Here is a 15,030-nt window from a genome sequence, read left to right as displayed (position 1 = left end):
TGCGAACTCCTGGGGATCAATGCGAGTGCTCGGCACTGCTTTTGCCTTGCTCGGATTTAATGACGAAGCTGCCATTGACAGCGTATTCGGTACCGGGCATGAGTTCTGCCACAATCTCGGTGACTTTGCCATCCGATAGTCCGGTGGTGACCGGTTGAGCAATAAAGCCGCCGGGTACCCGAATAAAAATCGTCGGCTTGTTTTTGATCATCTGGATGGCATCGGCTGCCACCGCGACCGGCACGTCACTTTCCTTGGTAGGCAGTTCGACCGTGATAAACAATCCAGGTCGCCAAGCCATCTGCGGATTGTCCAGCGTCACGCGTGCCGTAGCGGTGCGAGTTTGTTCGCCCATCAATGCGCCTATATAAGACAGCGTACCGGTTGCCGAAGAATCGAACGCCGTGGCCTTGATGTTGACCTGTTTGCCGACCTGCACGACATTGAGATCTTTTGCCGATACGATAATTTCGGCCCAGACGGAGGATAAGTCAGTAATGGTGAAAATGCTGGCATCTTCCTTGACCGCTTCTCCCATGGCGATGTGTTTCTCGACCACCATGCCGTCGAACGGGGCGCGAATTTCGTAACGATTGAGTGAGCCGCCGCTGGCTGACACGGCAGGACTTGCGCCGAGTGCTATCAATTTCTGTTGGGCATTATGAACGGCGATTTCCATTTCCTGCATCGCCTGCCGGGCTTGTTGGTAGTCTTGCTCAGCCGAGATTTTGTCCTCCCATAAGTGCTTTTCCCGCGCAAAGGTAGAGCGGGCTAACTCCAGTCGCCTTTGTGCCGACAACAATTCACTACGCTGCTCGGACAACGCCGTACTGGCAATCACGGCGATGACCTGACCTTGTTTGACTTGCTGGCCCAGGTTGGCGGAAATGCTCTCCACCACACCGGCCAAACGCGGTACCACATGAGAGGTCTTATCTTCATTGAAGCGAATTTCACCCGGTAGGGTGACAGAGCTGGTGATGTGCGCTGCACCTGCGGTCTGAATCGAGATACCGGTTTCGGCGATTTGCTGATCGCTCAAGGTTACTTTGCCTTCTTCTTTACTGAAAGCAAACTGAAACGTCTGACCATCAAGCCTTGCCGTCACGTTCGCTTCAAAGACATGGGGCTCGTCGATAGACTGGATACTCTGCCAATACGCATTTTCAGGCGCAAACTCGATGCGCTGTTGCTCGCCGCTCGGGCGCTTTAGTTGCACGGAGAGTTGATCGGCAACGGGCTGAAGCGGTTTATCCTGATTGAACGGATAAACGCGAAAGTGCGGTTCACCACCTTCCTCGCTGAGCAGGATTTCCAGCTTGAAATCACCGTCCCTGTAAACATCACCGCCGTGCGGGCCTTGAGCCTGCTTGGCTTCATCGGCATGGTCACCGCCTTCGGCGCTATCGACTTTTGCCGCTGCATGGTTTTCTTCGCCGTGTTCCTCGCCTTCGGGCATCGATTTGTCGATGCTCAGAATAAATAGGCTGAGCAATAGGCCGACCACGATAATCGCGGCGATAGCGGTCCATTGTTTTTTGTTAATCGTGTTCATGGTGATACCTCGGGTTGGCTGTCCGCCTCTGTCTCGTTCATATTGCTGCCGACCAAACGTTCCACGTTGGCCACGGACTTGTGATATTCGGCCAAGGCCAGTAAATACTGATTTTTGGCGCTAAACAGCGTGCGCTGTGCATCCAGTACGTCGAGAAAACCAAACTTGCCCAAACGATAACCTTCGCAGGCGGCGTCATAAGCACTTTGGGCACCCGGTAAAATGTCTTGCTGCAAGGTGGTGATTTCGGAATGAGCGGTATCCAGGGCTTGATAGGCGGTGTTCAATGCCGTGGCGATGCGAACCTCGGTGCTGCGCAATTCGTCTTCCGCTTTGGTCAATCGATGCTCGGCTTCTTGAATGCGGCCTTGATTGCGGTCAAATACCGGCAATGGCATCGAAAAACCAACGACTAAGGCGTAATCATTGGGCATCAGATATTTACTGGCACCCACGGTCGCGGTGACATCCGGGATGGCTTTGGATTTTTCCATCGTGATGAGCGCCTGACGTTGGGTGATTTCGGTTGCCCAACGGGCTAAATCCGGATTTTTGGAGAGGCGTTGCGCCAATGATTCCAGAGAAGCCGGTGCTTGTATGCTTTCCAAATTACCGCTCACCGTCTCAAAACGCGGCGTCGTGCTGCCCCAGCCGGCCGCTAAACGCTTGCGGGCGGCTTCCAGTTCTTTCTGGGCTCGCATCAGCTCGATTTGCACCGAAGCGCGAGCAACTTTAGCCTTGGTTTCTTCAACGGGCGATACCTTGCCTGCCTGCACTCGCGCAGAGGTCGTGACCGTAGTCTGATTGGCTAATTCATGAATTTGCTGTGTTAGCGTCAAGCGCTGTTGGGCGGCCAACACGTCAATAAATGCCTGAGTAACTTGAGTGAGAACATCGGCTCGCTTGGTTTCGTAATCCCAATCGGCTAATTGTTTGGTCAGCGATGCGGCTTCCATGCGAGCGGTGCGCTTACCGCCCAATTCGATCAATTGGCTGAGTTCCAAGGTGACGACATCGCCATCGAAGCCCTTGATCACTTGATTCCCAAAATTCGCCGCATTGGCATTGAAAGTGGGATTGGGAAACAAGCCCGCTTGCAGGGTGGCGGCTTCCTGTGCTCGGCTCTCCCAGGAAAAAGCGGATAGCTCGGGATTCCGGGTTAGCGCTAGGGCGAGCGCTTGAGACAAAACCAGGGAGCCGACCGGTTCCTCAATGGTTTGCCCACTGGAACCGTTTGCACCCGGATTGCCTGATTGAGCCGGCAATAGCGTGTTGTCTGCCGGACTCGCATCGACCGAGCCGGCAGTAATCAATAAACACAGTGCAACGCCTAGTGGTCGCACATAATTCGAGAACATGGAAAATTTCTCCGTAGCATAGAGGGAACGTCAACACGGACACAGATGAACCTGCGCCTTCGGCTGGTGAGTTGCAGCTAGGAGTGGTGGCTAAATCAGTAAAACGGTGCTGCGTAGCGCAAGCAGTCGGGAATCGGTAAATGGTGGATCTAAAAAAGCTGATTGCCGAATGATGACTCTGGCATAAAGAACCAAGAGTGAAATCAGAAAAAATACCGGCAAAAGCCCAATATCAATCGCTACTTTTGACAAATTTGTTAATTGTAGGGGAATGTGATCATCACCATCGATAGGGATGTCAGTGCAAGGCGACGAGCAGGGATCGCTGTCATCGCTCGTAAGAGCATTTGTCTCGTCGTTGAAACGAGTGACAACAGTCAAACTTACGGATTGGTCTTTTCCATTCTTCTCTACAGCGACATGACCATCAGCACCAAAACATAGCACAAAGGCCGACACATCTCGATGGCCCAAGCCAAAATGACCGAGCACTGCGATTATCAGCACAATAGAAAGCCAAGTTTTAAAGCGGAGTAGGGTAACCATTCCTTAAAAGAATACTCGCCATCCAAAATAATTCAAGCATTTAGGAACAAACACCGGCGAGCATGACCCTGAAAGGCTGCTTGATTGCTTTAGCCGAACAGTTCTGTCGGGTTATTTCATTATCTATGGCATTAGCTTTTCACTTGTCGAGTGACACAAAAAGTGAAAAATGGTCGATTGATTTTAAAGTGAATTTTCATAGTTTATGTCACACACCATGCCCACTTTTGACACAAAAAATGAAATATCCCGGATTTTCTGCCACTAATATTGAAAAAATTGTCCATTTTGGTGGAATCAGCAAAGCTCGAATACCGTTATTCCATTAGCGCAACCGATTTGACCTGTACCCATAGTTCCTGCCCCAAAGCGACATTAAGTTCAGCCGCCGCCCGTTTGGTCAAACGAGCAACCAAGGTAGAATCGCCGACCTGAACACGTACAAGTGCCAGACCAGGATGTTCGTCATTGGCGATGGCGTCGATTCGACCGCGTAGCACATTCTGAATGCTGCTGTGTCCAGGATGCTCTTCGGCTAGACTCACGTCTCGCGCTAGCACGCGAACTCTAACTCTGCGACCAATCGGCAAGCCCCGATCCCGCGTCCACAGACTCCCGCCGGAAAAATCGACCCGTGCTAAATGCCACTGCTCGTCGATAGCACCAATCGTGGCGTCAATCACTACACCGACATCCTCACCCAGCCGGATAGGCAAATCCAATCTTGCCAAGGTTTCGGCCAATGAGCCATTCGCCAATACATATCCGTCATCCAACACAACCAGATGGTCCGCCAGTCGAGCCACTTCGTCCGGTGAATGACTGACATACAGCACCGGAATATTCAATTCATCATGCAACTGTTCCAGGTAAGGTAGAATCTCTTGCTTACGCTTGAGGTCTAAAGCAGCCAGTGGTTCATCCATCAGCAGAATCCGTGGGCTGACTGCCAGCGCTCTGGCAATGCCGACCCGTTGGCGTTCGCCACCGGAAAGACTATCCGGCTTGCGATCCAGCAAATGACTGATACCCAGCAAGTCAATGGATTGAGTCAAGCTGACTTGTTGGGCATCGGATATCCGCTTTAAGCCATAGCGCAAGTTACCCATCACTGTTAGATGAGAAAACAGGCTGGCCTCTTGAAACACGTAACCCAATGGACGTTTGTGTGTCGGCATCCAGTGATTATCATCCTGCCAAACTTCGCCATTGACGCTAAGAAATCCTTGTGGAGCGCGTTCCAGCCCAGCGATACAGCGAAGTAGTGTGGTTTTTCCGGAGCCGGAATGACCAAACAAGGCTGTCACCCCCCGTCCGGGAATGGTGATGTCTACATTGAGCGCAAAGCTAGGCCAATTGATCTTAAAGCGAGCCGTAATGTCATCCATACCATCAGCCTTTTTTGGGATTAGGTCGCCAAACGTAGAGCGATAGCAACACCAGAAAGGAAAAGACCAACATCACCGCCGCAAGCCGGTGGGCTTGAACGTATTCCAATGCTTCAACATGATCGTAAATTTGCACCGAAGCGACACGGGTAACGCCAGGAATATTACCGCCGATCATCAGCACCACGCCGAATTCGCCCACGGTATGAGCAAAGGTGAGGATACTAGCGCTCAAAAAGCCCGGTAATGACAGCGGCACGGCAACCGTAAAAAAAGCATCCAGCGGCGAAGCTCTTAACGTTGCGGCGGCTTCCAGCGGTCGGTCGCCAATCGCCTCGAATGCGTTTTGCAAGGGCTGTACCATGAAAGGTAGCGAATAAAACACCGACGCGATAACGAGGCCCCAGAAGGTAAACGGCAATAGCCCAAGTCCCAGGCTTTGGGTGATGTATCCCACCGGGCCATTTGGCCCCATTGCCAACAACAGGTAAAACCCGAGCACGGAAGGCGGTAGGACTAAGGGCAAGGCGACTACTGCCCCTATCGGCCCTTTCCACCAGGCTTTAGTCCGCGCTAACCACCAGGCGATAGGCGTACCCAGTGTGAGTAAAATCAGCGTGACAATGCCCGCCAGCCGGACAGTCAACCAGACGGCTTGAAGATCGCTATCGGTCAAAATCATGAAATGTGTTGTCTCTAATGAGCATGTTGAAAGGTCTTTGCAGCGGAAATCAGCAAGATTAAACCCAGGACGGTCATCAGCACGTTCGTGGGCATTAATCCCAACAACAAGCCGCCCACAGCGGCACCAAGGATTGAACCGGCTACCATCCAGCGAAATAGAGATTGTTCATGGCACAGCACGGCGAATGCATCCGAGCGGGTATAACGGGCGAAACCCACAATCATCGTTGGTAGGCTGACTGTCAACGATAGACTACCCGCCAGTTTGATGTCCAATCCGTAAAGCAGCACAATCGTCGGGATCAACAATTCGCCGCCGGCAACGCCTAGCAGTGCCGCCACCACGCCGATACCGAAACCGGCAATCAGTCCGACCACCCAGCGCAACAGCCCGGCATCAAGCAGCGCGGTAACGCCATTGTGTAAATCAAACCAGGCTTCCGACAACATGACCAGCGAGAGTCCCGCCAATAACACCATGATGATGCGATTCAGCCAGACCCGCGACATCGTCATCGCGTGACCCGCCGCCCACCAGGCGCCGATCAAACTGCCTGCCAGCAGATTCAACGTAACATCAACATGTGCAAACTGCTGATCGATTGGAATTTGCTTAGCTCGGAATACCAACGCGGCGCTGACAACCACCAAACTCATGGCTTTGTTGAGAATGATGGCTTCCAGGGTGGGCAATTTGAATACCCCCACCAGCACCGGCAGACGGAATTCCGCACCGCCCAGGCCAATTAAACCGCTCAAGGTGCCGATCAGCGATCCGGCAATGAAGCTCTGGCCGCTACGGAGACGTGAACTCATCCCTATTTGCCGACCGCTTCGCCGGGTAGGACAAAGCCGTATTTAGTCATCACAAGGCGAACAGGACCGCTCAACATATAGTCGGCAAAGCGCTTGGCCAATGCATTGTTCTCTGCTCGTTTGGTGATGATAAAGCCTTGTTCCAGCGGCTCGTGCAAATTATCGGGAATCAGCCAGTAACCACCTTTTTGAGCCAGTTCGGGATTGCCTGCTAGTGAAAGAGCAATGACGCCGATTTGGGCGTTGCCGGTTTGCACGAACTGGGTGGTTTGCACGATGTTTTCACCAAACACCAGTTTGGGTTCGATTTGCTCCCACAAGTCAGAGGCTCTTAAAGCTTCTTCAGCCCGCTTGCCATAAGGCGCATGTTTCGGATTGGCGATAGCGATGCGGGTGATGCTCGGATCGGTAAGGCTGGCTAGCGTCATCTTGGTGGCATCCAGGCTTGCGCTCCACAAGACGATACGGCCCACTGCATAAGGTTTTACCTCGGACGCCGCCAGACCATTCTTGACCAGTTCGCGCGGAAAGCCAATATCCGCCGAGAAGAACAGATCAAAAGGCGCACCCTGTTGAATTTGGGTATTGAAATTACCCGAGGAACCATACGCCAGCTCTATCTGATCGTCAGGGTTGTCCTGTTTGAAGGTAGAAACGATCTCGTCCATGGCAAATTTGAGATCAGAAGCAGCCGCTATGGTGATTTTGTCAGCCTGTGCGGACATGGACAGCAAAGAAATACAGAAGAACAGAAAAAGTTTGGCTAGCTTCATAAATAGATTCCTCATCGTTGTGAAAATAGGTATGTCGGAAATAGCCGTCCACACAACCACAAACCGACGCAACTCCGCAATATACCAAGATACATATCGATAATATACGCAGCAATCCGCATGCCATGTGAGATCGGATAGACGCCACCTGGCCGAGGCATGATTTACAAGGTATTTTGGATGTGTTCGCTGCTTTTAGGGGATAAGGTGATGGTTTGTGAGCAATCAGAGAGCGCTTTATCTCGATAGTTTTTCTTATGATTGTTGGGAGTACGACAATCGTAAGAGTCATCATTCGACAAATCCAGATTAAATGTAGATGAGCAGATTCCCCTGAAGGAGTACCTGCTACGTCACTAGCAGTGAAATATTTCGGGGCTGTCAGGCCTCCGGATTTTCCACTTTATTATCCCGAAGTTCAGCCACGGCCTCACGCAGTATGGTAAATGATGACTTGATAAACAGAAGAGCTATCGCCAGGCCGACTGCGATGTCAGGCCAAGCAGCAGCGGTAAACCAAACACCCACCGAAGCAAGCAGTACGGAGACATTGGCTATGATGTCATTACGCGAGCACAACTAGACCGAACGCATATTTAAATCATCTGAACGATGATGCCAAAGTAGGGCTAAGCACAAACTGTTGGCGAACAGCGCAAGAGCGCCGATTGCGCCAATCGTTTCAAATACGGGAACTTGAGGGAAGAAGAGCTTGTACACGGCTTGAGCAAGTACGAACAACCCAAAGGTCGCCATGATTCCCCCTTTGACCACGGCTGCGATTGCCTTCATCCGGGGGCCTCGGGCAATGACGTAAATACTGAACCCGTAGACCAAGGCATCACCTAGCATATCCAGCGAGTCCGCTAATAACGAAAGTGAACCCGACATGATCCCAGTCGTTAACTCAACCAAAAACATAAGGGCATTAATGCCGAGCACTGATTTTAGCGTTGCGCTTTGCCGAGAGCGTAGCGCCTCGATTTCACACGCTTTATCGTTGCAACAATCCGCCATATTAGCACCCAACAGTTCTAAATTTATCGGTGCTTACTATGTAACTTATTCAATCTTTATTCCATATCTGTCGGAATTTTTGGTTATTTGTGTCATTAGTTTTTCACTAATTTGGCACGCTTTTTGTCGGGAATCATAACTTAGTTCATCACTATAAAGTACACGCTGACATCTGGTTGTAGGTAGGATTCTCCGGCTCGCAGCAGCCAATTAGATTGTATCTGCCTGAGACTCTTCGTATTCGCCACCCTGATTACATTTTTAATGAATTCCAATATTCAAAAAGCAAATGGCGCCCGAGGGCGCCATAAAGGGCATATAGGAATTACAGTCTTATCCGACAACTGTATCCTCTCTGTTCAATAAGCTACGCCCTCGACGTGCTCTAACCCACATCAGCCCGTTAACAGCGACAAATAACAATCAATCTCATTTACAGAAGTTTTACATTATTTGCCTCAGCAGACAGCACCATCACATAGGGTTGCATGCTTATAGACAAAATCTTCTATCCCGCGACCTATTTCCCCCAAAGCCAAAAAATCCATCGGTTAACCAATCCAGAGCCCATTTCACTAATTATGAGATTTCATTTCACAATTGTGAGAAAAATTTCATGAATTTTGAGAACTGACACTTTTCACTTTTTGTGTCACTCGACATTATAGTTGTTTTCTTTCGTTGTTTCTTGTTTAGTTTATTACTTTCTTTATTTCTTTATTTCTTTATTACTTAATTTCTTGATTTGTGCTAGACTATACACACAGTCAAATTGATGGAGGCCGTCATGAAAGAAGAGCTTGATTCCGCAGTGGGTCGTCCCGCCGATATAACCGATGAGCGCATTATTGAAGCCGGCGAGGCATTGGTGAGGGCCAATCGGAATGTAACGGGCTTTGCATTGCGCAAAATGGGGGACCGTAAGGATTCCTTCGTAAATGAGTAACATCCCTGGTTTCGTCACATTTGGAACATTACGCTATAGTCAATCGGTTCCAAATCCCGCTCCCGAAGCTCGTACTTGCCGAAACGATTAGCGTGATGCGTCCGATATGGACTAAAAGCAGCGGCCAATTCAGGCGTTAGCTTCATTCCCTCTGCTTCCAGTTCCTTGAATGCTTGTGTCATCGTATGGCAATTGTGGAAAATCATCAGATTGGCAATCAGGTGATTGTACTTGATTATCTTCAACTGATCCTCGCGCACATTTTCCTCGATGGTGTCCGATCCGAAATACGCCCATTGCGCAAAGTTGTTGAATCCTTCGCACTTGTTTTGCGCCGCTTGGATAACTTGGCGTAACGTATCGTCGCTAATATATTCCAGTAGGAAAATAGTGCGGACAACTCGGCCCAACTCCCGAAAGGCGAAATACAGTTTGTTTTTCCGGCTTGCGGTACCAAGCTTGCGCAAGATGGTCGATGGTTGAATACGCCCGGCACGAATCGATTGTGCCACTTGCAGCATGTCCGGCAAATGACAGGCGATCAAGTCCCAATCGATGGCATCCTTGGTAAACAGGTCATCAATGTGTTTATACACTTCGTCGGCGCTTGGGCGGAACCATTTCAAATCTTTCCAGTTGCGGATACGGGGCATCAACTTGATACCCAGCAAAAAAGCCAAACCATAAACCGGTGCGCTTTGCGCCTGGGTATCGCCATGCAAGGTGTCGGGCTGAATATCAGAATTGTTTTTTGTCAGCCCATCCAGGATATACACGGCTTCCCAGACACCGCAGGGAATGAAATGCGAAAACAGCGCAATATACGTGTCGCTGACATGATAGTAAGCAATCCCACCATACCCGCCGTAACGGATATGCCGTTCCGACAGTAGATTATTTTCATACAGATTCCACTGTGTTCCATCGGCTGCCGCGCGTTTTGTATCGCCCCAATAGCGGGGCAGTTGAAATTGATTGTACGCATTGATGGTTGTAGTAATAGCGGCTTCCAGTTTTTCCGTCGTGACTTGGCGTTGATTGACGAATGACACTTGCCGAGCGCTGACATCGGCAATATTCTTGGAAATTTGTGTTGGCCCTAAACCTGTGCCATAGGCAAACACCGTCAGAATCTTGCGCCGGTCTTCCTCCAGTAACTTACCTTTGTGACCGCTCAACGGGCCAAAATGCTTACCCCATCCAATCCATTGCATGGTATCGGTAAGCACGTCCAACAACGATAGACCCATGCTATCGAGTTTTCGCCTTAACGCATCATCCATCTCCTTGAAGCCTGGCGGAATCTCCTTTTTATTTTGGCGGCCAAGTTTTGGCCTGCCATTGATGATATTGAAATAGGCATTTTCCTGATAAGACTTGTCAGCTTGCCGCGCCGCCTCTGTCAGTAGGGTGCTAACATGCTCGATAAATGCCTCACTCTCAACCGGCAAGCCTACCTTCTCGCCATAATCCGCGCGAGTGCGTTCGCATTCCTCCATCGGCACCAATTCATTCCGGTGATCAGAATACGCATCGCTGCCGATCACACACAGGTCGCCGGACTTCAGCTCCCTAACCATTTGTAAACAAACGCATGCCTCGAACTGGCGGCGATTGATACGGGTCGGAACCAAATCACGCTTGATTTCGCCCGTCACCAACTTCCACCATTTTTCTGGAATCCAGTCCAGATCGTTATCAGTTAATGTTATGTTGCCTTTGCCATTAAGCGATAGCCACGCGATTTGCCGATGGCTGTTCTCCAACATAAAAGCCAGCGACCGCTCAAAACTGGCATCCTGGCTGGTGGATTCAAGTTTTAGCTTGCTCAAAATCCGTAACATTTCCGCCCGCCGTGGTTTGAAGAACTGCCAGACAAAACGGAATTCGTTCTTTCCGCCGTATTCCGCATGTAAACGCGAGAATTCGCACAAATCCGGGCGAGCCGTCACCGCCTGGCGAACGCCTTTTAATTGTTCGTCTGCCGATTGGCTGGAATTTAAAAGTGTTTCCAACACCGCAAACCGGCGCAAAATCTCATCGGTTTTTTCTTGATTGTCTTCCAGATATTCTTCAAGCGCTTCTTCAGCACTGTGCAACGTTCGCTTCATCTGTCTGCAAAAGATATTGCACAGATCATCGATCACAATCGCCAGCCGTTGCCGAATCACGGCCAAGGCAACGGCGTAGCGTTTGGCGGCAGCCATATCCATCATGCTGGCAGCATCCAGACTATTGCCTTCCAGCGCCCATTGTTTGATTTTGATGACCGGCATGGTTTTTAACAGGTCTGCGTGGGAAGCCAACTCGGTCAGCCGGTCATAGCGCTCGATCAAATCGCGCATGCCGTCTATCGTAGGTTTGGCGGCATCTTGCTTGATATCATTCCAAGGACTCACCCGGCGCGGGTCATCGCCCACGACGAAGAGATTGTCGAGATAAATCCGGCCAGCATCTCCAAGGGCATCGTGAATTTGCGTGTGCAGCGCCTGATTCGTTGCACTCCGTTCGACGCGAGCTTCCCGCAGCAAGGTATCGAATGCCGGCAACTCGTAACGATGGCGTACCAAGGTCTCGATACCGATATTGATAATATCAATGACATCTTCCTTGGTCAGCGCCGCTTCGGCAAAAGTTTGGCGCATCAGCGCCTTGCCATCGTCGCCGAATGGTTTGACCGTTAAAAATTCACGCACCGCCGACAAGTGTTTGCGTCTGGCCTGGGAAACATCGTACTGCTTCAAATTTTCCCGATCATAAGGTTCACCCATGCTGGAGGCGACATGCTCAGCAATGGTATTCGGCACTTGCTCTGAAGTTACAAAGTAACCCAGTCGTTGATAGGTTTTTAATAGTAGGGCAAATCCTAAGCGCGTGGTGCTTGAGCGAGTGGCAGTATCGCAATAGGCCCGTTCGACATCTGTCACCGTATAGAAACGTTCCAATTCCGATTGTGTAAGTCGGCTTTTGAATCGGGGATAGGCTGTATCGCTGGGTTGCAATTTTAAAAACCGAAAAGTGATTAAGCACAAGAAAAACGTCCGTTTATCTTGTACTCAAAAAATCGCCCAAACACGGCAAAAAATATACAAGAAAACTCATTGAGAAAATCTATACAACATTGTACCCTTGCTTCTATCTTTTCTTGCACATTGAAACTCATTATGCTTGTTGGTTATGTCCGTGTATCCAAGAACGATGGTACTCAGACTCTATCGCCGCAACTTGACGCTATGCGGGAAGCAGGTGTTGAGTCGAACCGGATTTACGAAGACATGGCATCAGGTCGCAAAGACGACAGACCGGGACTAAATGCCTGTCTCAAAGCGCTTCAACCTGGCAACACACTAGTCGTATGGAAATTGGATCGACTAGGCCGTGATTTGAAACATTTGGTAAAGACGCTAGACGATCTGCGTTCTCGTAACGTCGGATTGAAAGTATTGGCAGGAGCCGGAGCCCAAATCGATACAAACACCTCAAACGGTCGGTTGTTCTTTGGGATTTTTGCAGTGCTGGCCGAATTTGAACGGGAATTGATTGTTGAACGCACTCAGGCTGGACTTGCTGCGGCAAGAGCACGAGGTCGAAAGGGCGGACGGCCTCGAAAGATGGATAGATCAACTTTGATGATGGCGATGTCAGCTTTGTCCGATCCCAAAGCTAATGCGTCTGAAGTAGCCAAAAGGCTTGGGATTACGACTACGACACTTTATATGTACCTCAACGGCGATGGATCGTTAAAAGAGGCGGGGCAATCCATCATCAGCTAAATTGATTTTTAACAAAAGCGGTCAATGAATTATTGAAGCATATTGCAGCCATCGACCCAAACCAGTCCATTTGACACCAATTCCTTTAAAGACAGGTATCTGATCAATTGCCGCCTCCAGATAATATTGATAGGTGATTCTAAATAGCTGATGATTGGAAAAACTGAGAGAAAATAACAGCCCTTCAACGTTTAGTTCAATGAAATGCCACCTTTGACCATCGGCAAACTTGCCAAACATACCGAAGTCACCATTGAAACCATCCGTCACTATCAACGCATGGGTTTACTAACGGAACCAGAGAAACCCGACGGCGGTTATCGCTGTTATTCAGCTGATGCGATTACCCGAATCCGGTTTATCAAACGCGCTCAACAGGCTGGATTTACCTTGAAGGAAATTGCTACCTTGTTATCGCTTGACGGGGCACATTGTGCTGACGTAAGACAGCTCGCCGAGCAGAAATGCCAGCAGATCGACCAACAGATCAAAAATTTAACGGCTCTCCGTCAGGTATTGGAAACCCTGGTCAACGATTGTCAACAGACTGCTTCAACCGCGCGTTGCGCCATTCTCGATGCGTTTTGCGATGATGCATCAACCAAATCCTGATTGTAAATAAGTCACCATCGACCACTTGACTCTGTTCTAAACAACAGGGTTTAAGCTTCTTGCCAGCATTGAACATTGTTTGGTTGAGGAGATTCGCGTGAATACAGACCCTGAAACACCCATTAACACCCCATCATGGTTAGGTATCGGCGCTCTCTTGGCCGCTGTAGCGGCTTCGGCATGCTGCGTCGGGCCTTTTTTACTTTTATCTTTAGGCATTGGCGGCGCATGGATGAGCACGTTGACAGGGCTGGAACCGGTCCGTCCATTTTTCATCATCCTGACCGTGGTCTTTATGGCTTTAGGGTATCGAAAACTCTATTTAATGCCTCAACGCTGTGAGGAAGGTGAAAGCTGCGCCACATCCGACATCCAGCGCCGACAACGCTTGATGTTTTGGTTGGGTTCCGCATTCATTTTGATACTGCTGGCCTTTCCTTTGTTAGCGCCTTTTTTCATGGCTTGAGAGGATTCAGATATGACCATTAAATCCAGTTTGTTTATTTTAAGCTTGTCATCAAGTGTGTTGTGGATGCCGGCAGCTCATGCTGAAACGACTGTTGCACAGCCAAACCGGCAGCAAACGGTGACGCTGAACATAGAAAATATGACCTGTGCCATGTGTACAGTCACCATCAAGAAAGCTTTGAAGAAAGTCGAAGGCGTACAAGAAGTGACTGTCGATTACGATTCAAAAACGGCCACCATCACCTTCGATAACCAAAAAACCGATAGTGCAGCCTTGATCAAAGCCACGGCGGATGCCGGTTATCCGGGTTCCCTTGCCACACCTGTTGCTCGATAAGGCAAGGATACATCTATGTCTGATTGCTGCTGCCCCACCAATACATCCACCAAAACCAAACAGATTTGCCCTGAATGCGGCTCCACATGCAAAAGCGTCGGTATGGCTACGCTTTATCATCAAGTCCGGTTTCCCGAGAATCAGACGCTCATCACTGACAGCTATTATTTTTGTCCGGCCAAAGCATGTGCAGTTGGGTACTTTTCCAACACAGGCAACACCATTCCCAAACAGCATTTACGAAGTTATCAAGCGATTCAAAACGACGCACTTTGTTACTGTTTTGATATTGACGCCGAGCAGTATTTATCTGCGTTAAAAGCTCAACTTGCGGAACCGATAAAGGATTTTGTCATGCAACGCACCAAAGCCGGAGAATGTGCCTGTGAAATCAGGAACCCGTCAGGCCAATGCTGTTTGGCCAATTTCAAACGGTTGGAAAATGAGCACAATACAGCTGTCAAATGATCGCTATAAACCAGCCATTCAGATGACTGATTGGTTGCGTTATTAGTTGACCGCTTCTAGCCGTTCCCTACCTTTAGAAGATGTAAACATCGGTCTGCATTCTATTAAGTTGCATACCTGATTATGATGTTACGCATTTACGAAGGAATCCTTACCGTCCCCCAAAATCACCGGCGGTGGCGATCCCAAAAGACTTAAAGAAGTTTGGGATAAGCACAATGTCAGTCAGTCGGTGACCAATGCAGAGCCGGTAGCAGAGCTGCCCGTAGAGGTCGCTGAAACCTTGGCG

At 49.6% G+C, this 15,030-nt stretch carries 14 protein-coding genes and 1 pseudogene; 6 read left to right on the top strand and 9 right to left on the bottom strand.

Annotated features, from left to right (window positions below; genetic code table 11):
• Window positions 1-16: 16 nt before the first annotated feature.
• The 3 genes from VXJ35_RS23050 to VXJ35_RS23040 form a co-directional block, all read right to left on the bottom strand.
• Complete coding sequence (locus VXJ35_RS23050) at window positions 17-1,555, bottom strand: efflux RND transporter periplasmic adaptor subunit (protein WP_157198342.1); 1,539 nt, start codon at window positions 1,553-1,555, stop codon at window positions 17-19.
• Complete coding sequence (locus VXJ35_RS23045) at window positions 1,552-2,913, bottom strand: TolC family protein (protein WP_064023712.1); 1,362 nt, start codon at window positions 2,911-2,913, stop codon at window positions 1,552-1,554. Before VXJ35_RS23045 ends, VXJ35_RS23050 begins: the two co-directional genes overlap by 4 nt.
• A gap of 90 nt (window positions 2,914-3,003) precedes the next feature.
• Window positions 3,004-3,459 carry a hypothetical protein gene (locus VXJ35_RS23040; RefSeq protein ID WP_157198341.1) on the bottom strand — a complete coding sequence of 152 codons (456 nt, stop codon included), beginning with the start codon at window positions 3,457-3,459 and terminating at the stop codon, window positions 3,004-3,006.
• Window positions 3,460-3,521: 62 nt separating this feature from the next.
• Between VXJ35_RS23040 and VXJ35_RS23035 the strand changes: the two genes are divergently transcribed.
• Window positions 3,522-3,788: a hypothetical protein gene (locus VXJ35_RS23035; RefSeq protein WP_157198340.1), complete on the top strand. Its 267-nt coding sequence runs from the start codon at window positions 3,522-3,524 to the stop codon at window positions 3,786-3,788.
• Here the strand turns inward: VXJ35_RS23035 and modC are convergent.
• The 5 genes and pseudogenes from modC to VXJ35_RS23010 all read right to left on the bottom strand — a co-directional run bounded on the left by modC (window position 3,777) and on the right by VXJ35_RS23010 (window position 8,062).
• Complete coding sequence (gene modC / locus VXJ35_RS23030) at window positions 3,777-4,847, bottom strand: molybdenum ABC transporter ATP-binding protein (RefSeq protein WP_064023711.1); 1,071 nt, start codon at window positions 4,845-4,847, stop codon at window positions 3,777-3,779. The genes VXJ35_RS23035 and modC overlap by 12 nt on opposite strands.
• A gap of 4 nt (window positions 4,848-4,851) precedes the next feature.
• Window positions 4,852-5,529 (bottom strand): molybdate ABC transporter permease subunit, encoded by a 678-nt coding sequence (gene modB / locus VXJ35_RS23025; protein ID WP_064023710.1) that lies wholly within the window; start codon window positions 5,527-5,529, stop codon window positions 4,852-4,854.
• 14 nt (window positions 5,530-5,543) lie between these two features.
• A complete protein-coding gene (locus VXJ35_RS23020; protein WP_064023709.1) occupies window positions 5,544-6,347 on the bottom strand; it encodes a sulfite exporter TauE/SafE family protein in 804 nt (267 codons plus the stop codon).
• Between the two features lie 2 nt (window positions 6,348-6,349).
• The gene (modA, locus tag VXJ35_RS23015) at window positions 6,350-7,120 is read right to left on the bottom strand and encodes a molybdate ABC transporter substrate-binding protein (protein ID WP_064023708.1); all 771 of its coding nucleotides are present in this window, start codon (window positions 7,118-7,120) and stop codon (window positions 6,350-6,352) included.
• A 381-nt stretch (window positions 7,121-7,501) separates the two neighbouring features.
• Window positions 7,502-8,062 (bottom strand): annotated as a pseudogene (locus tag VXJ35_RS23010) (cation transporter).
• An 862-nt stretch (window positions 8,063-8,924) separates the two neighbouring features.
• Here VXJ35_RS23010 and VXJ35_RS23005 point away from each other — a divergent pair.
• The gene (locus VXJ35_RS23005; RefSeq protein ID WP_231914935.1) at window positions 8,925-9,083 is read left to right on the top strand and encodes a hypothetical protein; all 159 of its coding nucleotides are present in this window, start codon (window positions 8,925-8,927) and stop codon (window positions 9,081-9,083) included.
• Between the two features lie 14 nt (window positions 9,084-9,097).
• On the opposite strand, the gene VXJ35_RS23000 is transcribed toward VXJ35_RS23005, so the two are convergent.
• The gene (locus VXJ35_RS23000) at window positions 9,098-12,085 is read right to left on the bottom strand and encodes a Tn3 family transposase (RefSeq protein WP_064023841.1); all 2,988 of its coding nucleotides are present in this window, start codon (window positions 12,083-12,085) and stop codon (window positions 9,098-9,100) included.
• Between the two features lie 162 nt (window positions 12,086-12,247).
• Between VXJ35_RS23000 and VXJ35_RS22995 the strand changes: the two genes are divergently transcribed.
• The 4 genes from VXJ35_RS22995 (at window position 12,248) to VXJ35_RS22980 (ending at window position 14,741) form a co-directional block, all read left to right on the top strand.
• On the top strand, window positions 12,248-12,856 hold the full coding sequence (locus VXJ35_RS22995) for a recombinase family protein (protein ID WP_064023840.1): 609 nt from the start codon (window positions 12,248-12,250) through the stop codon (window positions 12,854-12,856).
• A gap of 204 nt (window positions 12,857-13,060) precedes the next feature.
• Window positions 13,061-13,468: a MerR family DNA-binding protein gene (locus VXJ35_RS22990; RefSeq protein ID WP_064023707.1), complete on the top strand. Its 408-nt coding sequence runs from the start codon at window positions 13,061-13,063 to the stop codon at window positions 13,466-13,468.
• A 97-nt stretch (window positions 13,469-13,565) separates the two neighbouring features.
• Window positions 13,566-14,273 (top strand): MerT/CopZ fusion-like heavy metal transport selenoprotein, encoded by a 708-nt coding sequence (locus VXJ35_RS22985; protein ID WP_408953951.1) that lies wholly within the window; start codon window positions 13,566-13,568, stop codon window positions 14,271-14,273.
• Between the two features lie 15 nt (window positions 14,274-14,288).
• Entirely contained in the window at window positions 14,289-14,741 is a 453-nt protein-coding gene (locus VXJ35_RS22980) for a putative iron-sulfur cluster-binding metallochaperone (protein ID WP_157198339.1), read from the top strand.
• The last annotated feature ends 289 nt before the right edge of the window (window positions 14,742-15,030 follow it).

It is taken from the genome of Methylomonas sp. DH-1, assembly GCF_046097555.1.
GTDB lineage: Bacteria > Pseudomonadota > Gammaproteobacteria > Methylococcales > Methylomonadaceae > Methylomonas > Methylomonas koyamae.
Note: the sequence above shows the minus strand (reverse complement) of the source record. Positions and strands in the feature narration are given on the sequence as shown.